The organism is Arthrobacter sp. LjRoot14 (assembly GCF_964253905.1).
Lineage (GTDB): Bacteria > Actinomycetota > Actinomycetes > Actinomycetales > Micrococcaceae > Arthrobacter.
The window spans coordinates 1677712-1696275 of sequence record NZ_CAXURL020000001.1; the positions used below are offsets into that span (position 1 = coordinate 1677712).

14 protein-coding genes are annotated in these 18564 nt (G+C 66.6%); 6 read left to right on the plus strand and 8 right to left on the minus strand.

All coding sequences use genetic code 11. The annotated features are described in order from the left end of the window. The first annotated feature begins 180 nt into the window (after positions 1-180). Positions 181-1098, plus strand: coding sequence for a cation diffusion facilitator family transporter (locus ACSQ12_RS07595; protein ID WP_436064926.1), 918 nt, complete (start codon positions 181-183; stop codon positions 1096-1098). 62 nt (positions 1099-1160) lie between these two features. On the opposite strand, the gene ACSQ12_RS07600 is transcribed toward ACSQ12_RS07595, so the two are convergent. Continuing rightward, a complete protein-coding gene (locus ACSQ12_RS07600; RefSeq protein ID WP_436064927.1) occupies positions 1161-2372 on the minus strand; it encodes an MFS transporter in 1212 nt (403 codons plus the stop codon). 179 nt (positions 2373-2551) lie between these two features. Here ACSQ12_RS07600 and ACSQ12_RS07605 point away from each other — a divergent pair, with 179 nt between their 5' ends. After that, positions 2552-3004, plus strand: coding sequence for a (deoxy)nucleoside triphosphate pyrophosphohydrolase (locus ACSQ12_RS07605; RefSeq protein WP_436064928.1), 453 nt, complete (start codon positions 2552-2554; stop codon positions 3002-3004). 7 nt (positions 3005-3011) lie between these two features. On the opposite strand, the gene ACSQ12_RS07610 is transcribed toward ACSQ12_RS07605, so the two are convergent. After that, positions 3012-4133: an Rv2578c family radical SAM protein gene (locus ACSQ12_RS07610; RefSeq protein ID WP_209746114.1), complete on the minus strand. Its 1122-nt coding sequence runs from the start codon at positions 4131-4133 to the stop codon at positions 3012-3014. An 84-nt stretch (positions 4134-4217) separates the two neighbouring features. On the opposite strand from ACSQ12_RS07610, the gene pcp reads away from it, so the two are divergent. Continuing rightward, positions 4218-4892, plus strand: coding sequence for a pyroglutamyl-peptidase I (gene pcp, locus ACSQ12_RS07615; protein ID WP_436064929.1), 675 nt, complete (start codon positions 4218-4220; stop codon positions 4890-4892). 4 nt (positions 4893-4896) lie between these two features. Here the strand turns inward: pcp and ACSQ12_RS07620 are convergent, their stop codons facing one another. Further along, the gene (locus ACSQ12_RS07620; protein WP_436064930.1) at positions 4897-5532 is read right to left on the minus strand and encodes an SIMPL domain-containing protein; all 636 of its coding nucleotides are present in this window, start codon (positions 5530-5532) and stop codon (positions 4897-4899) included. Between the two features lies 1 nt (position 5533). Continuing rightward, entirely contained in the window at positions 5534-6007 is a 474-nt protein-coding gene (locus tag ACSQ12_RS07625; RefSeq protein WP_436064931.1) for a hypothetical protein, read from the minus strand. A gap of 282 nt (positions 6008-6289) precedes the next feature. On the opposite strand from ACSQ12_RS07625, the gene pheS reads away from it, so the two are divergent. The 3 genes from pheS to ACSQ12_RS07640 are packed head-to-tail and all read left to right on the plus strand — an operon-like array spanning position 6290 to position 10612. Further along, the gene (gene pheS, locus ACSQ12_RS07630; protein WP_436064932.1) at positions 6290-7351 is read left to right on the plus strand and encodes a phenylalanine--tRNA ligase subunit alpha; all 1062 of its coding nucleotides are present in this window, start codon (positions 6290-6292) and stop codon (positions 7349-7351) included. 2 nt (positions 7352-7353) lie between these two features. Next, positions 7354-9897: a phenylalanine--tRNA ligase subunit beta gene (gene pheT, locus ACSQ12_RS07635; RefSeq protein WP_436064933.1), complete on the plus strand. Its 2544-nt coding sequence runs from the start codon at positions 7354-7356 to the stop codon at positions 9895-9897. 34 nt (positions 9898-9931) lie between these two features. After that, on the plus strand, positions 9932-10612 hold the full coding sequence (locus ACSQ12_RS07640) for a 4'-phosphopantetheinyl transferase family protein (protein ID WP_436064934.1): 681 nt from the start codon (positions 9932-9934) through the stop codon (positions 10610-10612). A 58-nt stretch (positions 10613-10670) separates the two neighbouring features. On the opposite strand, the gene ACSQ12_RS07645 is transcribed toward ACSQ12_RS07640, so the two are convergent. From ACSQ12_RS07645 to ACSQ12_RS07660, 4 genes are all read right to left on the minus strand, one after another. Further along, positions 10671-12038, minus strand: coding sequence for a M1 family metallopeptidase (locus ACSQ12_RS07645; RefSeq protein WP_436064935.1), 1368 nt, complete (start codon positions 12036-12038; stop codon positions 10671-10673). A 52-nt stretch (positions 12039-12090) separates the two neighbouring features. Beyond that, the gene (locus tag ACSQ12_RS07650) at positions 12091-16104 is read right to left on the minus strand and encodes a Pls/PosA family non-ribosomal peptide synthetase (RefSeq protein ID WP_436064936.1); all 4014 of its coding nucleotides are present in this window, start codon (positions 16102-16104) and stop codon (positions 12091-12093) included. Positions 16105-16220: 116 nt separating this feature from the next. After that, positions 16221-17186, minus strand: a complete 966-nt coding sequence (locus ACSQ12_RS07655; RefSeq protein WP_436064937.1) for a quinone oxidoreductase family protein — start codon at positions 17184-17186, stop codon at positions 16221-16223. Positions 17187-17317: 131 nt separating this feature from the next. Further along, entirely contained in the window at positions 17318-18406 is a 1089-nt protein-coding gene (locus ACSQ12_RS07660; protein ID WP_043480212.1) for a fatty acid desaturase family protein, read from the minus strand. Positions 18407-18564: the final 158 nt, after the last annotated feature.

Sequence of the window (18564 nt, forward strand, 5' to 3'; positions counted from 1 at the left end):
GCTAACACAGGGTGTGTTTGCTTGTCAGCAGGCTTAGTTTCAATGTTTTTGGTGTCATCCGCAGTGGCCTGTGGTGCGGCCTGCAGCGGCAGGCGGGTACGGTATTCCTTGCGGGCATCAGCATTGCGCGGTGATCGTACCTGCAAATTTTCCGGCAATCCCTGAAGAGGTGAAGCTCACTTGGCTGCAAATGGCGGCACCAAGGCGATCGTCGCGGCTCTGGCTGCAAACCTGACCATCGCTGCACTGAAGTTCGTCGCTTTCATCCTGACGCTGTCGTCATCCATGCTGGCCGAGGCCATCCACTCCGTTGCCGACTCCGGCAACCAGCTCCTCCTGCTGATCGGCGGTAAGCGTGCCAAGCGTGCCGCGAGCCCCGAACACCCCTTTGGCTACGGACGTGAGCGCTACATCTACGCGTTCATTGTCTCGATTGTGCTGTTCAGCGTGGGCGGCCTGTTTGCACTGTATGAGGCGTGGGGGAAAATTCAACATCCCCATGCCATCGAAGGCGACTTCTGGTGGGTTCCGCTGGCAGTGCTGATCGGTGCAATCATCGCGGAATCCTTCTCGTTTCGGACGGCCATCATCGAGTCAAACCACATCAGGGGCAAGCAGGGCTGGGTGCACTTCGTCCGCAATGCCAAGCAGCCCGAGCTCCCCGTCATCCTGCTGGAGGACCTGGGCGCCCTGCTGGGCCTGGTGTTCGCGCTGTTCGGCGTGGGCCTGACGCTGGTCACCGGCAACGGCATCTGGGACGCCCTCGGAACGGCGATGATCGGCATCCTGCTGGTGGCTATTGCCATCGTCCTTGCCATGGAGACCAAATCACTGCTGCTCGGTGAATCCGCCACCAAGGCGGATGTCCTGAGGATCAGCAGTGCGCTCGAGGCCAACGGCACCAGAATCATCCACCTGAAGACCCTGCACCTCGGCCCGGAGGAACTGCTGGTGGCTGCCAAGATCAGCGTCGGCGCAGCCGCCTCCGGGGCGGAGATCGCCGAGGCAATCGACGACGCCGAAAGCCGCATCCGTGACGCAGTGCCCATTGCGCGGGTCATCTACCTTGAACCGGACCTGGAGCGCGCACACGTCTGACCCGGGCGCGGGGCTGGGTGTTCCCCGGAAGGCCGCTGGGTTCCTTTGCGTGCCGGTGCAGGCTAGGAAACCAGCGGCCTTTTACGTTCCAGCAGGCCGCTGACTACCGCGACACCGAGGCCCAGGATTGCCAGGACCGCGCCCACAAGTGCGGGCGCAACATAACCCCAGCCCCATGCGATCACCAGGCCGCCGAGGAAGGCGCCGAGCGCGTTCGCTACGTTCAGGGCCGCATGGTTGAGCGAGGACGCCAGGGACGGGGCATCGGGTGAGGCATCCAGCAGCCGCGTCTGCAGTGCGGGCACCAGCAACGAGCCGGCACCGCCCACCACGAACACCATGACGAAGGCGGACCACGGCCAGTGGACGGCCACCGCGTACACAACCAGGGCGATGGCGATACCGGGCAGGACCCAGTAGATGGTGCCCATGACGGATTTGTCGGCAATGCGCCCGCCCACGATGTTTCCCGCCACCATGCCGAGGCCGTAGAGAGCCACCACCAGGGGTAGAAACGCGGGCGGGATTCCCGCCACCGAGGTCATGGTGTGTGCAATGTACGTGTAGGTGGCAAAGAACCCTCCGAAGCCAACGATGCCAATCAGGATGGCGAGCCACACCTGCAGCCGTTTCAAGGCGCCAAGTTCGCGGCGGATGCTCGCGTCCGGGTGCGCCTCCTGGAACGGGACGAACTTCCAGAGCATTGCGAGCGTCGCCAGCCCGATCACGCCGACGAGCACGAAGAGCAGGCGCCAGCCGAATGCCTGGCCCAGCCAGGTGGCGAAGGGGACCCCGATGACGTTCGAGACGGTCAGCCCGGCCATCACCATGGAAATCGCCCAGCCCCGCTTGGTCGGAGCGACCAGCGAAGCTGCAATCACCGCGGCAACGCCGAAGAAAGCTCCGTGAGGCAGGCCGGCCGCGAACCGGGACACCAGCATGGTGCCGTAATCCGGAGCGATGAACGACGTGAGGTTGGCCAGGCTGAAAAACAGCATGAGGCCCAGGGCAAGGTGCTTGCGGGGGAGTTTGGCGCCGACCGCCGCCAGGAGCGGTGCGCCGATCACGACGCCGAGCGCGTAGGCAGAGATGAGGTGGCCGGCTTCCGGAGTGCCGATGTTCAGGCCTTGTTCCACCTCCTTGAGCAGTCCCATCATGGTGAATTCTGTGACGCCGATACCGAACCCGCCCATCGCGAGCGACACGATGGCTAAGGCGAGGTGGTTGGTTCCGCCCCTGGGCTTGGCAGGGCTGAGGGTGGGCGTGGAGGTCATTGGCCTGCTTCTCGAAAGTTCTGGTTCATCAAAGGTTCAGTCAGTACGCAGCAAAAAATCTGATTACTTCAACGTAGGGGGAGGGGGCCGTATTCCGGAGTGAACGCTTTGCCGGTGAGTGCTGTTCCGGCGCGCCGGCGGAACCAGCCAACCACTATTGTCCCCCATAGACTGGTGCGGTGACTGGAATGATCAATGTTGTTGGCGGAGCCGTTGTGGATTCCTTGAGTTCCCCTGCCCGGCTTCTTGTCGCCCGGAGGACAGCTCCACCGCAGTTTGCCGGCATGTGGGAATTCCCGGGCGGGAAGGTGGAGCCCCGTGAGTCGGCGGAAGACGCCCTGCACCGGGAACTCCGCGAGGAATTGGGAATCGGGGTCAGGCTCGGCGCTGAACTGCCGGCGGAAACCGCCGCCGGCTGGCCACTCAATGCCAGGGCCTCGATGCGCGTGTGGTTTGCCGAGATCGCCGACGGGGAACCCCGCCCCCTGGAAGACCACGACGAGCTGCGCTGGATTGCCTTGGCAGGAAACGACGAAGCTCTCACCCTGCCGTGGATACCGGCAGATGTCCCGATTGTCCGGGCCCTGCTGGCGGCGGTTGCCGGTTCGGAACGGCTTTCGCCGGAATTTTAACGGACAGTCAGAAGAGCGTGGGCTGAGCGGACTCCGCGCTCTGGCCGGTTCCCGCGCCTGTTCTTGCTGCGGGGATACTGCCAGCGGGGTACTGCGCTTCCTCTTCCCTCGGGTCCCCGGCGAGGTCGCGGTGGCTGAACCCGTGTGAGCCGTAAAAGCCGTGACGGGACTTGAAGAAACGGATCCGTCCCGCGAGCCACTCGCGATACTCCTTGGACGCGTAGGAGCCGGTTCCGTACAGCCGGCGGTAGCGGCCCGCCAGTTCGGGGTGCCTGGCAGCGATCCATTGCATAAACCACTCTCGCGTACCCGGTTTGAGGTACAGGGCCCCGGCGGTGACGCCGGTGGCGCCCGCCGCAGCCAGCGCACCAAACAGCGAGTCCAAGGCTTCATCGCTGTCGGAAAGCCACGGCAGGATGGGCATGGCCATCACGCCGCACGGAAGTCCGGCATCGCGAAGCCTTGAGACGAGTTTGAGCCGTGCCCTGGGTCCCGGAGTGCCGGGCTCGACCGCCTCCGACAACTGTTCGTCGGTCATGGCCAGGGAAATTCCGATCCCCACGGGCACCTGGGCGGCGGCGTGCTTGAGCAGCGGGATATCCCGGGCCAGCAGTGTCCCCTTGGTGAGGATGGACAGGGGAGTCCCTGAATCGGCAAGCGCGCGGATGATCCCGGGCATCAGCTGATACCGGCCCTCGGCCCGCTGGTACGGATCCGTGTTGGTCCCCAGGGCCACATGATGGTGGCCCCACGAAGGTTTGGCCAGTTCCTTCCGAAGGACCTCGGCGGCGTTGATCTTCACCACCACCTGGCTGTCAAAGTCCAGGCCGGCATCAAAATCCAGGTACGTATGGCTTTTACGGGCGAAACAGTAAACGCAGGCGTGGCTGCAGCCACGGTAGGGATTGACGGTCCATTCGAACGGCATGCGCGAACCGGCCGCCACTTTGTTGAGCACTGATTTGGCCGTGACCTCATGGAAAGTGACCCCGGCAAATTCGGGGGTGGAAACGGAACGCACGAGCCCTGCCAGCGGCAGCAATGGTTCAGCGGCCGGGCCGGATGCTGGTACGTTGCCGGCGGTGGTGTCCGCCAACGCCGGGCGGAGTGCTTGTGCGTCCCATCTCATGGTTACTATTCGAAGGTATGTTCGAATCAAAGTCAAGATCCTCGAAAGAGACGACGCGATAGGGCTGATTGCTACGCTGGGCCAATGATCCTCCTCACCGGGTTCGAACCCTTTGGCGGCGAAGCCGTCAACCCGTCCTGGAGCGCGGCGGAAGCAGCCTCCAAAATCCTGCAGGCGGAGGGCCACGCCGTCGCTGCTGTGGAACTGCCGTGCGTGTTCGGGCACTCCATTGCTGTTCTGGAGGATGCACTGCAGCGTTACCGCCCGGAGCTGGTGGTGTGCGTCGGCCAGGCCGGCGGCCGGCCGCGGATTTCGCTGGAACGGGTCGCCATCAACTGCGACGACGCCCGCATCCCGGACAACGCGGGAAACCGTCCCGTGGACGAGGAAGTGGTCCGCGGCGGCCCGGCAGCCTACTTCAGCTCACTGCCGGTGAAAGCTGGGCTTGAGGCCCTGCGTGCTGCGGGGATACCGGCCGAAGTCTCGCAAAGCGCCGGCACCTACGTCTGCAACCATGTTTTCTACGCACTCATGCACGCGCTTAATAGCAGCCCGGCAGGGGGCAGGTCCCCCGGCAACGGTTCTCCTCCAACCCGCGGGGGCTTCATCCATGTCCCGTACGAGACGCAGCAGGTGCCCCGCGGCAGCGGTACGCCGTCGCTGCCCGCCGCCGTGATGGCGGAGGCGCTCGCCGTCGTCGTCCGGACCACACTGGCGACCACCGCGGACATCAAGCTGCCGGCCGGAAGCGTTCACTAGCCTGTCAGCGGAGCTCCCAGACGACGTCCACCGTGGCGGAGACGCTGGACTGCCCCGCTTCGATCCCTACGGAGTCCGTGGCCATGGCCCGCTGCATTTTGGCCACCGGGATCGGTCCTGACGGTCCGGGCCGCTGAGTGACGGACACTACCGGGCCGAGTTCGGTGCCCGCCAGCGAGGCGAACTGCCCGGCAGTGGCCAGGGCATCCTGCCAGGCGGCCTCCCGTGCCTGCGCCGTCACGGCGGCAGGATCCGCGAAGCCGAGCTCCAGCCCGTTCAGCCTGACGTCGTTGCCGCCGGCGGCCACCGCACCCGCGATGACTTCCGAGGAGCCGGCAACGTCCCGCAGCCGGACGCCCAGGATGCTTGAGGCAATGTAGCCAGCAACGGTCTGGCCCTGGCCCTCTTTCCACACCACGTCCGCACGGACGTTCAAGCCGGAGGTGCTGATGTCCGGATCGGGTACACCGTGCTCGCGGAGTACCGCCGATATCCCGGCCGCGGCCCTCCCGGCAGCCGCGTACGCGCCACCAACGTCCTCCCGGCGGCACTCCACTCCGATGGAAACAGTCAGCAGGTCGGGCACTGCTTCGGCGGTGCCCGAGCCGGTCACTGCGACAGTCCTGGCATTCTCGGTCATGTCATCCCTCAATTCCATTGCGGGCAGCGTTGCCCTTACGGGGTTTATTCGTTCCACGGCGGTGCCCCTCCACGTAGCCACCGGCCTCCAACCCGGCAAGACGTTCAAAGACGTTCGCGGAACCCGGGTTTCCCGTCCGCAGCAGAGACCAGCCGGCTGCGATGAAGTACAGCGGCAGGAAGGGCAAGCCCAAGCACCACGCATACTGGCTGCTGTGCCGTTCCTCGTGCCCCAGCAGCACCGGGTTGGACAGAGCCTCCGGCGCGTGGTCCCGGAACAGCACCACGTTCCCCACCGTGAACGCCCGGGCGAAGGGGAGCCGCCACCGGTAGCCCGTGGCGACCAGCAGGCCGCGCGGTCCGGCATGGACGGCCGCGCCTGCGCACCTTGCCAGCACCAGGCCCAGGAGCGTCGTTGCGTTCAGCGCATTGGCGATCTGCCGCAGCCGCTGTCCGGGGGTTATGGGGCCGGTCATGAGGCCATGGTAGCGGGGGCCGGTACTTACCGCTCCTCCCCGCCATTCCGGCCCGCGGGCTGTCACGTTGGGGACTGTGGCGCGTTCCGCCGGGCGCGTTCAACTAGACTGGGGGAGAGTGCCCGCCGGACGAATTCCGGCGAGCCCTGCCCTTTGTCGCTTCACGCGGTCCCTGAACCCGGCCGCGCGGAAAGACAAGCCAGTGACGGACACGCTGCCGGTGGACCCGAATGCAGCCGGACAGCTCGCTGGCGATACCCGACTCGTAGCTAAGAACAGTAGATGACTGAAACTTTGCCGGGCGCTGCCATCCCGAATCCTCTGGATGAAGCCGCCATTACTGCCGCTGTAGACCACGCCGTTGCCGCCATTGCCGCTGCCGCCACCCTTGACGAACTCAAGGCCGTGAGGTTGGCACATACGGGTGAGAAGTCGCCGCTGAGCCTTGCCAACCGCGAAATCGGCGGCCTGGCGAAGGATCAGAAGGCCGCCGCCGGAAAGCTCATGGGTGCTTCCCGCGGACGCGTCAACAAGGCGCTCGCGGACCGTGCCGCCGAGCTCGAAGCTGAGAACGACGCACGCATCCTCGTTGAGGAGACCGTCGATGTCACGGCAGCTCCGCGCCGCCGTCGTGCCGGTGCGCGCCACCCGCTATCCACCCTGCAGGACCGGGTGGCGGACATCTTCGTCGGAATGGGCTGGGAAATTGCCGAAGGCCCCGAGGTGGAATCCGAGTGGTTCAACTTCGACGCACTGAACTTCAAACCGGACCACCCGGCCCGCGAAATGCAGGACACCTTCTTCGTGGAGCCCCCGGAAGCCCACCTGCTGATGCGCACCCACACCTCGCCGGTACAGGTCCGCTCCATGCTCGAACGCGAAGTGCCCATCTACGTGCTCTGCCCGGGCAAGGTGTTCCGTACCGACGAACTCGACGCCACGCACACCCCGGTGTTCCACCAGTTCGAAGGCCTGGCCATCGACAAGAAGCTCAGCATGGCGGACCTCCGCGGCACGCTGGAGCACTTCGCCCGGCAAATGTTCGGCGACGAAGCCCAGATCCGCCTTCGCCCCAACTACTTCCCGTTCACCGAGCCGTCCGCGGAGCTGGACATCTGGCACCCGGGCGCCAAGGGCGGTCCGCGCTGGATCGAGTGGGGCGGCTGCGGCATGGTCAACCCCAACGTCCTCCGCGCCGCCGGCATCGATCCGGACATCTATTCAGGCTTTGCCTTCGGCATGGGCATCGAGCGCACCCTTATGTTCCGCAACGAGGTGGGCGACATGCGCGACATGATCGAAGGCGACGTACGTTTCAGCGAGCACTTCGGGATGGAGATCTAACAGTGCGTATCCCACTTTCCTGGCTGCGTGAGTTCGCGCAGGTACCGGCCGAAGCAACGGCCGAAGACGTCATGGCAGAACTGGTCAAGGTCGGTTTTGAAGAAGAAGCAGTCCACCGTCCCACGGACACGCTCCGCGGCCCCGTGGTGGTGGGCCAGGTACTGAGCCTGGTCAAGGAGCCGCAGACAAACGGCAAGACCATCAACTGGTGCCAGGTCCGCGTGGTCCCCGAGGGCCGGGAGCAGACCCTCACCGGCGACGGTATTGACCCGTCGGGTGTCCAGGGCATCATCTGCGGAGCCCACAACTTCGTGGAAGGTGACAAGGTAGTGGTCACCCTTCCCGGTGCCGTACTGCCCGGAGACTTCCACATTTCCGCCCGCAAGACGTACGGCCACCTGTCCGCCGGCATGATCGCCTCCGTCCGTGAACTGGGCATCGGCGAGGACCACGACGGCATCCTGGTGCTCTCCCGGATCGGGCTGGACCCCGAAATCGGAACCGACGCCATGGAACTGCTCGGCCTCTACGACCAGGCCGCCGAAATCAACGTCACGCCTGACCGCGGCTACGCGTTCTCCATCCGTGGCGTCGCCCGCGAATATGCCCACGCCACCGGGACCACCTTCACGGACCCCGCTTCACAGGTGCAGGTACCGGCTGAACTGGCCGGCGGCTACGGAGTCAAGCTCAACGACGACGCTCCCATCTACGGCAAGCCTGGCTGCGACCGTTTCGTGGCCCGCACCGTCCGCGGCGTCGACGCCACCAGGCCGACGCCGCCGTGGATGGTCTCGCGCCTGCGTCTTGCGGGGATCCGCTCCATCTCCCTCCCGGTGGACATCTCGAACTACGTCATGCTGGAACTCGGCCAGCCCACGCACTGCTACGACCTGGACAAGCTGTCCGGCGACATTGTGGTGCGGCGCGCCGTGGCGGGGGAGAAGATCACCACCCTCGACGACAAGGAGCGGAAGCTCGACGTCGAGGACCTCCTGATCACCGACGGCTCCGGCGCGATCGGCATCGCCGGGGTCATGGGCGGCGCAGCCACCGAGGTGAGCGATTCGACGTCGAACGTCCTGGTGGAAGCGGCGCACTTCGACGAAGTATCGATCGCACGGTCACGCCGCCGGCACAAGCTGCCCTCCGAAGCGTCCAAGCGTTTCGAACGCGGCGTGGACTGGCAGGTTGCCGGCATCGCCGCGCAGCGGGTGGTTGACCTTCTGGTGGAGCTGGCCGGCGGCACCGCAGACGAAACGGGCACCGACGTCGGCACGGCCCCTGACGCCGTGACCATCGAGTTGCCGGCGGCATTCGCCGCGGCCCGCATCGGCATCGACTTCACCGACGAACAGATCGTCACCTCCCTTGAGGACCTCGGCGCTGCCGTGGTCAGGAACGACGCCGGCTGGACGGTCACTGCCCCGAGCTGGCGCAACGACCTCGAAACCAAGGAAGACCTCTCCGAGGAAATCGCGCGGCTGGTCGGTTACGACCAGATTCCCGCGACGCTTCCCGTGGCGCCACCGGGACGCGGCCTGACCCGCGTCCAGCAGCAGCGCCGCCGCCTGGTCCAGGCACTCGCCGATGCCGGGCTCACCGAGGTCCTGGCCTACCCATTCGTGTCCAAAGCCGCCAATGACACCTTCGGAGTGGCTGAGCAGGGCGCCGGCCGCAAGGCCGTCAAACTGGCCAACCCGATCAGCGAAGAACAGGGCTACCTGCGGACGTCCATCCTGCCCGGACTGATCGAGGTGGCCAAGCGCAACCACTCGCGCGGCTTCCGCGACCTGGCGGTCTTCGAAGCAGGACTTGTCTTCCTGCCGGGGGACACCGTGGGTACTCCTTCGATCCCGCCGCTTGGCGTCAAGCCCTCCGATGAGGTACTGGATGCCCTGTACGACGGCGTTCCCGACCAGCCGCTGCACATCGCGGCGGTCCTGACGGGCCACGACTCGCCCGCCGCGGCGTCGCACACACCGCGTGCCTGGGACTGGGCCGACGCTTTGGACATCGCCCGCCTCGCCGGCGACGTCCTGGGTGTCGAAATTGTCGTCAGCCAGGGCCACCACCAGGCCTACCACCCGGGACGGACCGCCCAACTGTCGCTGCGCTCGGGCGAAGTCATCGGCTATGCCGGTGAACTGCACCCCAAACTGCTGGCCGCGCACGACATGCCGGCACGCTCGGTGGCGCTTGAGCTCAACGCCGATGCCCTCTTCGAAGCCGCCGCGGATGTCATCGTGGCCAAGCACATTTCCGGCTTCCCCGTGGCCACCCAGGATGTGGCGCTGGTAGTTCCCCGGGATATTCCTGCCGACGACGTCCTGGCCGCCCTCCGCGAAGGAGCCGGCGAGCTGCTGGAAGACGTGGCGCTGTTCGACGTGTACGCAGGAAAGGGCATTGAGGACGGCAAGAAGTCGCTGGCCTTCGGCCTGCGCTTCCGTGCTGCTGACCGGACGCTCACGGCCGATGAGGCCTCTGCTGCCCGCGAAAGCGCCGTGGCGGTGGCTGCCGAACGGTTCGGAGCCGTTCAGCGCTAGTTCCAACGGCGCTAAGCACGCGGAAGGGCGGGCCATGGCATCACAACTTGTTGTGCGAGCCTGCCCGCCCTTCCGCGTACCCGGGCAGGAGCCCGCCGAGACGGTTGCCGGACTGGAACGCAGGGCCGGAGAACTCCTGGAACGGACTGAACTGGACCGGGCCCGCGCCATGGTCCCCCGGGCTCGCGATGACTTCCTGGCCGGCCGCCTGGCCCAGCGGATGTTGGCCGCGGAGCTGCTCGGCGTGCGCGCCCGGGATCTTGCCGCCAGGTACAGCTGTCCGCAATGCGGCACCGGACCGGACGTTTCCCACGGAAGGCCCGGCTACACCCTGGACGGAGTGCCGGTGCCCCTGCTGCTGAGCCTGTCCCGGGCTGCCGGCTGGACCCTGCTGGCCGCCCTGACGTCGCCGGCGCCGGGTCAGCGGCTGGGCGTCGACGTCGAGGATCCGCAGCGGATAGAGTTCGGGGGCTTCGACGCGGTGGCGCTGACCCCCGCGGAGCGCCAGGCCGTGGCCCTGTTGCGCGGGACCGCCCTGCTGCGTGAGCGTGCCCGGCTGTGGGCTCGGAAGGAGGCCTTCCTGAAGATGACCGGGGAGGGCCTGAGGCGGCCGCCTGAGACTCTCGACGTGCTTGATCTGGCCGGCATCCGTGACCTGGCGTCAGCCGAGTCGGGGCTGCCGGACTACCTGGTGGCCGCCGTGGCCCTCGGGTGAAGCCCGGCCGCTACCGGTGCCGGGCCGCTACCGGAAGCCGCTACCGCACGCCCGGCCGCTACCGCACGGGCAGGGCCGGCAGTGCCTCTTCGAACAGCCAGGGATGGAGCAAAGCTTCGGAATCGATTCCGGCCACGCGGTCCGCTGTCTGGATGAACCCGGCAGTGGACACTGATCCGTGGCGGTTGCTGGCCGCCCACTCGTGCAGCAGCGCAAAAAAGGCGAGGTCGCCGCACCGGATCCGGAGCGCGTGCAGCGCCAGGGCGCCGCGCTTGTACACCCGGTCGTCGAACATCAGCTCCGGCCCGGGGTCACCGACCATGAGATCCTGGCGGCCACCGTCGAGCTTCCGCCAGGCGGCCGCAGCGCGGTCCGCAACGCTCATGACCCCGGCCGCCTCGGACCAGATCCACTCCGCGTAGCACGCGAATCCCTCGTGGAGCCAGATGTCGCTCCAGGCCGCAACCGTCAGGGAATTGCCGAACCACTGGTGGGACAGTTCGTGGGCAATCAGCCGCTGCGACTCCCATCCCGTATCCAGGTAGTTGGGGCCCAGGATGGACAGCGTCTGGGCCTCGAGCGGAATTTCGAGTTCGTCCTCTGCCACCACCACGGTGTACTCCTGGAACGGATAGGGGCCGAAGCTGTTGACGAAGGTCCGCATCATTTCCGGCTGGCGGGCCAGGCCCCGGCGTGCTGCGTCGGCCAGGGAGGCAGGCACTGCGACGTGCTGCGGGACGCTGCCGGGCACCGACGCGGTATCAAGGGTCAGAACGTCGTACCGGCCGATCTGGACGGTGGCGAGATACGTCGCCATCGGCTCGGCCTGCTCATATGTCCAGGTTTCACGGCTGGAGCCGGTCTTGCGGGAGATCAGCAGGCCGTTGCAGACCGCCCGGTAGTTGGCATCGGTGGTGACGGCGATACGGTAGCTTGCCTTGTGCTGCGGATGGTCGTTGCAGGGAAACCAGGAGGCGGCACCGTTGGGCTGGCCCGCCACCAGAACGCCGTCGGTAAGTTCCTCCCAGCCCACCTCGCCCCAGAGGCCCCGGCGGGGGGAAGGATTCCCCTCATACCTGATGTCCAGCGTGAACCGGTCTCCCGGCAGCAGTGCCGCGTCAGGAACGATCACCAGCTGTTCGGCCCGCTGGCTGAATCTCCGCAGCCTTCGGCCGTTCAGGGAAACTTTGACCGCGCGCAGTCCCGCGAGGTCCAGGACTACGGCCGACGCCGGCCGGTCCGCCTCGGCGTGCAGGACGGCCCTGCCGTTCAGCCTGTTGCTGGCCAGTTTGTAGTCCAGGTCCAGTTCGTATCGCGTGACCCGGTAGGCGTTCGTGCCGTGCCCGGGGACGTAGGGATCCGGAGAGCCCGACGGTTCGCCCGGCCGGCGCGTATCGCCGGGGCTGGCTGGTGCTGCAAAACTCATAAACTGGCCTTCGAATTGCGGATGGCGGGAGTCGGAGCCGACCGTGTGGTACCTACTTAAGCCGCGGAGCCGGTACGGCCGGACCTGCCCAGGGGCTGACCGGGTTGCCCATCCAGTAGGTTGCGGCGGGAACAGTCTCCCCGCGCATGACCAAGGATGCCGGCCCAACGGTACCGCCCCTCGCGATGCGTGCCCGCGGAAGGATGACACCGTGTGGTCCCATCGTGGCTCCGTCTTCGAGGGTAACAGTGTCGATGCTCATGATCCGGTCGTGGAACAGGTGGGTCTGGACCACGCAGCCCCGGTTGACCGTTGAGCTCTCGCCCAGCGTGACAAGGTCCGCTTCGGGCAGCCAATAGCTTTCGCACCATGTGCCGCGGCCGATTTTCGCACCCAGCCCGCGCAGCCACCACACAAGCGCCGGAGTGCCCGAAGCCGAACGGGCGAACCAGGGCGCACTCACCATTTCGATGAAGGTATCCACTACCTCGTTCCGCCAGATGAAGGAGCTCCACAACGCATGTTCGCCCGGCCTGATTTTGCCCACCAGCAGCCATTTGGCAGCAACGGCGCTGGCCGCGGCCACGGCTCCTGCCACCAAAACCACGATGCCTCCGAGGAGGGCCGCGAAACCGTAGCCCCATAGCGAGGCGAGCCGGTCGAAAGCTAGCATGACACCGGCTGCCAGCCCCACCGTGAGAACCACCGGAATGAACCGGCAGAGTTCCCAGAGGGCGCGGGCCAGTTTCAGCCGCCGGGGCGGCTGGAAGGTCAGGGTGTTGTCCGTGGCAATTGCTGTACGCCGCAGCCGGACCGGCGGGCTGCCTAGCCAGGACGTGCCGGCTTTCGCCTTGGCCGGGGTGGCGGAGAGGACGGCCACCAGGGAGTTCTTGGGCACGCTCCGCCCGGCCCCCGTCATTCCGGAGTTGCCCAGGAATGAGCGTTTGCCGATTTTTGCGGGGGCAATCCGCATCCACCCGCCACCGAGTTCATAGGAGGCCACCATGGTGTCGTCCGCGAGGAACGCGCCTTCGCCGACGGTTGTCATCTTGGGGAGAAGGAGGACGGTGGAGGCCTCCACGTTTTTGCCCACCTTGGCCCCCAGGAGGCGCAGCCAGACAGGGGTGAACAGGCTGGCGTAGATCGGAAACAGGACGTCCCGGGCCAGGTCCAGCACCCGTTCTGTCGCCCAGACCTGCCAGCCGATCCGGCTCCGCACCCTGAAGTAGCCTTCCTTGAGTCCGACGCCCAGCAGCCGGGTGGTCGCAAGGATCAGCAGGAGGTTGGTGATGAACCACGTCAGCGCCGCGAGGGGCAGTGAGGCCAGTACCTGGGGGAGGGCTGCCGAAAGTGATTCGCTGCCGCTGATGAACAGGAAGACCACCAGCGCCCCGGCGGCAGCGGACAGATAGGGGATGGTGGCCAGCACCGCGGAGGCTGCGGCAAATGCCGCGAACCAGAGCCGTCCGATCAGCGGGTGCGCCGGCGGCGGCATGTCCGGCCACGCCTGTTTGGCCTTGCCGATCCGCTCGGCGGGCGAGCCCGCTACCAGCTGCCCGGCCTTGACCTTTCCCAGGACCGCCGATCCCGGTTCCACCTGGGCGCCGGCTCCGATACTTGTCCCGGGCATGAGCGTGCTGCGTGCCCCCACTGTGGCGCCGGCACCAACGTGCACCCGGCCGATGTGGACGGTGTCGCCGTCGATCCACCAGCCCGAGAGATCCACTTCCGGTTCGATGTTGCAGCCGCGCCCCAGCGACAGCATTCCGGTGACAGGCGGCAGCGAATGCAGCTGGACGTCGTTGCCGATCTTCGCGCCGAGCGCTTTCGCATAGTACGGAACCCAGGGGGCACTTGCCAGGCTGATGGCGCCCGACAAGTCCTGGATCTGTTCCGCCAGCCACAGCCGCAGGTGCACCTTTCCGGACCTCGGGTAGGTCCCGGGGACAACCCGCCGGAGCAGGGTCCTGGCGGCCAGGACAGAGAGGGCCATCCGGCCGGCCGGGCTCACGAACACCAGCCATGAAGCAGCCACCCACCACCAGGAAACAACGGGAGCAGCCGTGAAGCCGGCAAGGGCGGCCAACAGGTTGTTGGCTGCCATCACATAGGTCAGCCAGCGCATCCCCACCAGGATGTGCAGGGGGACCCCCATCAGCGTCTGGAAGACCTGCGATTTCAGGGCTGTGGGACGGACTTCACGCTCCGGCGCCGGTCCGGCCTCCCCCTCGGGCAGGGATTGCCGGGCAGCGTCGATGAGCGCGCCCACCCGCGGGGTGGCGTAGATGTCGGCCACCGTGATGGTGGGATAGCGGACACGCAGCGCGGACACGAGCTGCGCGGCTGCCAGTGATCCGCCGCCATGGGCAAAGAAGTCGGCATCAAGGCTCGATGCCGGTGTCCCCAGCACGCTGCCCCACTGCTCCACGATCCAGCGTGCATCGTCCGGCAGGTTCAGCGGGGCATTGTCCGCATCTTCCGCCCCCGCGCCGGCGAGCGGCCAGGGCAGGGAATGGCGGTCCACTTTTCCGCTGGTTTTGGTGGGCAATGATTCCACCACGGTCAGGAGGGGGATGAGCGGCGCAGGGAGGCTGGCTCCCAGGAGTTCCCGGGCCGCGACGAGATCGAGTTCCGCGGTGCCCGCAGCGGCAAGGTAACCGACGAGGATCTGGTTCCCCGCCGCCGTCGTGCGGACCGCGGCCGCCGCTCCGGCGACATGCGGCAGTGCCTGGAGCGCGGCGTCGATCTCCCCGAGTTCGATCCGCCGGCCACCGAGCTTCACCTGTTCGTCGGCGCGGCCCATGAAGATGAGGCCGGCCGCCTCGTAGCGGACCAGGTCTCCGGAACGGTAGGCCCGGGGCCAGCCGAGTGACGGCATGGGTGCATACTTTTCGGCGTCCTTGGCGGGGTCGAGGTACCGGGCCAGCCCGACGCCGCCAATGATCAGCTCGCCCACCTGCCCTTCTTCCACCGGAACGCCGTTGGCGTCGACCACGGCGAGGTCCCAGCCGTCCAGCGGCAGGCCGATCCGAAGGGGCCCGGGCACGCCGAGCTGCGCCGCGCAGGCCACCACGGTGGCTTCCGTGGGGCCGTAGGTGTTCCACACTTCCCGGCCGTCGACGGCGAGGCGCTCCGCGAGTTCAGGGGGGCAGGCCTCGCCGCCGAATATCAGCAGCCTGACATTTTCCAGCGATTCGGCAGGCCACAGTGCCGCGAGGGTGGGCACCGTGGACACCACTGTTATCCCGTGGCTGATTAGCCACGGGCCCAGGTCCATGCCGGTCCTGACCAGCGACCGCGGGGCCGGAACGAGGCAGGCCCCGTAGCGCCAGGCCAGCCACATCTCCTCGCAGGAAGCGTCGAAGGCCACCGAGAGTCCGGCGAGCACCCGGTCCTGGGGACCGATGGGTTCGTCCTGGAGGAAGAGCCGGGCTTCGGCATCAACGAATGCTGCCGAGGAGCGGTGCTGGACGGCGACACCCTTGGGCGTGCCCGTGGAGCCGGAGGTGAAGATGACCCAGGAGTCGTCGTCGGGCTGCGGCTTCCGCGGGTCAGGGAATGGCCGGGGACGCTTGCTGTCCGTGACGATCTCGCCGTTACCTCTGAGGATTGCCCTGACGCGGGCTTCACTGAACACCAGCTTGGCGCGTTCGTCGGGGTCATCAGCATCGACCGGAACGTACGCTGCCCCGATCAGCAGGATGGCCAGGATCGAGACATAGAGCCGGTTGGTGCCGGAGGGTATGCGTACGCCGATCTTGTCCCCGGCGCCAAGGCCAGCCAGATGCAGCTCCCTTGCCGTGGCGCGGACGTCCGCCATGAGCTGCGCATAGCTCAGGCGCCGGTGGCCGTCGTCCAGGGCCGAGGCTTCGGGATACTTCCGGGCCGTGTCCTCGAGGATGTCGATCAGCGTCCGCTCCGGGGGTGCCGCGGCGGCGCCCGGCAGCTGCGGCGGATGCACGTTCCGGACGGCGGGAAGTGCAGTGCGTCCTTCCCGGAGGCCGGACGCGGACTCCGGCGCGGGCACGGATCCGGAGGCTTGCGGTTGTTCAGTCACGGGGGTCATTCTTTCCGCACAAGATGAACAGAAGATGTCGCAGTTCTCCCGGCGTTCGCCTGGCGTTTGCGTCCCGTTTGCGGGGCCCTGCTACCGGACCCTGCAGCGGGGTCATAATCGCTGGTTCAGGGGACCAGAATGATTTTGCCGGTGGTGCGGCGCTGTTCAAGGTCGTCGTGCGCCTGTGCTGCATGGGCCAGGTCGTAGCGGCCGCCGATCCGGACCTTGAGGTTCCCTTCTGCGGCCGCTGCGAAAATTTCATCGGAGCGCCAGCGGCGTTCCTGGGCGTTGCGGAGGAAGTGGTTTATGGTCGGCCTGGTCAGGTACAGGGAGCCGCCGGCATTGAGGCGCTGCGGATCGAAGGGCGGAACCGGTCCGGATGCGGCGCCGAAGAGAACCAGCGTGCCGCGGACCCGAAGGGCGGCCAGGGAACCGTCGAAGGTGTCCTTGCCGACGCCGTCGTAGACCGCATCCGCGCCGGTTCCGTCGGTCAGCTCCCGGACTTTGGCAGAGAAGCCGTCATAGGGAATGACATGGTCGGCGCCGGCCTCGCGGGCCAGCTTCGCTTTGTCGTCGGTGGAGACGGTGGTGATGACGCGGGCGCCCTTGGCCTTGAGCAGCTGGATCGCCAGCAGGCCCACCCCGCCGGCACCGGCGTGAAGCAGGATGGTGTGGCCGGGCTCAACCCGGAAAGAGGAATTGATCAGGTAGTGCGCGGTGATCCCCTGCAGGGGAAGGGCCGCTGCCGTGAAATCGTCCACGCCGCGGGGGACCGGGAGCGCCTTATCCTCGTCCACCAGGATGTAGCCTGCGTAGCAGTTGGTGCCTTCTGCTGTGGCTACGCGGTCGCCCGGGGAGAACGCCGTGACGTTGTCGCCGATTTCCTCGACGGTGCCGGCAGCCTCGGAACCCGGGGTAAAGGGATACGCCACTTTGTAGGCCCCGCTGCGCTTGTAGGTGTCGATGAAGTTCACCCCGGTGGCGGAAACCTTCACCAGCAGTTGCCGCGGACCAGGTACCGGACGCTCCACTTCGCCTAGCTGTAGCACCTCAGGGCCGCCTGCCTGGCGGGCAACAATTGCGTGCATCATGTGTCTCCTTCCCTGGGCTGGGATTTCCAGGCCCGGATACAGGAACCATCCTAGGGACACCGCCGCCAACGACGAAGTGACGGCCGGTAACGGCCGTCACTTCGTCTCAAGGGTTAATCGGGGGAGTGTGCCTAGTAGCGGCGGGTAACAGTGGCCATGGGGCATTCGAAGTGGCGCCCGGCGGAGAGGCCCACCTCGTTGAGGTAGCGGACGATGATGCCGTAGGACTGCAGCAGCGTGGTCTCCGTGTAGGGAACCTGGTGCTTGGCGCAGAACTCCCGGACGATCACCGCGGCCTTGTCCAGCTGCGGGCGGGCCATGTCCGGGAAGAGGTGGTGTTCGGCCTGGCGGTTGAGCCCGCCCATCAGGATGTCCATGAAGCGGCCGCCGGAGATGTTCCGGGAGGTCAGGACCTGGCGGCTGAAGAAGTCCACGCGGCTGTCGGCCGGCAGGACCGGCATGCCCTTGTGGTTCGGGGCGAAGGAAGCGCCCATGTAGAAACCGAAGACAGCGAGCTGGACGCCGATGAACGCCAGCGCCATGCCCCACGGCAGGAACGTGAACGTGAGGACCGGCAGCAGGCTCAGGCGGGCCAGGAGGATCGGGAGTTCAACCCAGCGGTGCGTGACTTTCGCGCGGCGGAAGACGAACTTGACCGAATCGATCTGCAGGCCGAGGCCCACCAGGAACAGCAGCGGGAAAAAGAACCAGCCCTGCTTCCGGGTAAGGAAGGCGAACCGTCCCTGCCGGTCGGCAACCGCTTCGGTGTGGAAAGCGATGGGCCCGGGCGCGATGTCGGGGTCCTTGGTAATGACGTTCGGGTGGTTGTGGTGGGCGCCGTGCTTCTGCTCCCACCAGGAGTAGCTCATGCCGGCGACGGACGTGGCCAGCAGCCTGGCGGCCCAGTCGTTGGCACGGCGGGAGGCGAAGATCTGGCGGTGGCCGGCCTCGTGGGCCAGGAAGCTCAGCTGGGTGCAAAGGATGCCGATGGCGGCGGCGATGAGGAGCTGGAACCAGCTGTCACCGATGAGCGCGAAACCGAACCAGGCGGCTGTCATCAGGAGCACCAGGACGGAGAAGACCGTGATGTAGAAGCCGACGCGCCGTTCGAGCAGGCCTGCAGCCTTGACGGTTTTGAGGAGCTCGGAATAGCTCAGGACAACCTGGTTGGGTTGCCGGACACGCGACTGCGGGCGCTCCGAAGTAGTGGTGGGGGTCATGGACTCGGGGCCTCGTAACTGTTACGGGCAACGCTGCAGCCGACATTCGGACCGCGCGGTCAGGTTCACCCTTCTCCTAGCATACGCTGACGCTCAAAACGCGAAGGCGGGCATGCGCATAAATGAGCGCAGGTGGCAGCGCATGCATAAATATCGGG

Excerpts from the sequence above, each read along its gene's own strand:
- ACSQ12_RS07660 (WP_043480212.1), bottom strand. The coding sequence starts at position 18,406 with ATGACCCCCACCACTACTTCGGAGCGCCCGCAGTCGCGTGTCCGGCAA.
- ACSQ12_RS07600 (WP_436064927.1), bottom strand. The coding sequence starts at position 2,372 with ATGACCTCCACGCCCACCCTCAGCCCTGCCAAGCCCAGGGGCGGAACC.
- ACSQ12_RS07620 (WP_436064930.1), bottom strand. The coding sequence starts at position 5,532 with ATGACCGAGAATGCCAGGACTGTCGCAGTGACCGGCTCGGGCACCGCC.
- pcp (WP_436064929.1), top strand. The coding sequence starts at position 4,218 with ATGATCCTCCTCACCGGGTTCGAACCCTTTGGCGGCGAAGCCGTCAAC.
- ACSQ12_RS07650 (WP_436064936.1), bottom strand. The coding sequence starts at position 16,104 with ATGACCCCCGTGACTGAACAACCGCAAGCCTCCGGATCCGTGCCCGCG.
- ACSQ12_RS07640 (WP_436064934.1), top strand. The coding sequence starts at position 9,932 with ATGGCATCACAACTTGTTGTGCGAGCCTGCCCGCCCTTCCGCGTACCC.
- pheS (WP_436064932.1), top strand. The coding sequence starts at position 6,290 with ATGACTGAAACTTTGCCGGGCGCTGCCATCCCGAATCCTCTGGATGAA.
- ACSQ12_RS07655 (WP_436064937.1), bottom strand. The coding sequence starts at position 17,186 with ATGATGCACGCAATTGTTGCCCGCCAGGCAGGCGGCCCTGAGGTGCTA.
- ACSQ12_RS07645 (WP_436064935.1), bottom strand. The coding sequence starts at position 12,038 with ATGAGTTTTGCAGCACCAGCCAGCCCCGGCGATACGCGCCGGCCGGGC.
- ACSQ12_RS07610 (WP_209746114.1), bottom strand. The coding sequence starts at position 4,133 with ATGAGATGGGACGCACAAGCACTCCGCCCGGCGTTGGCGGACACCACC.
- ACSQ12_RS07625 (WP_436064931.1), bottom strand. The coding sequence starts at position 6,007 with ATGACCGGCCCCATAACCCCCGGACAGCGGCTGCGGCAGATCGCCAAT.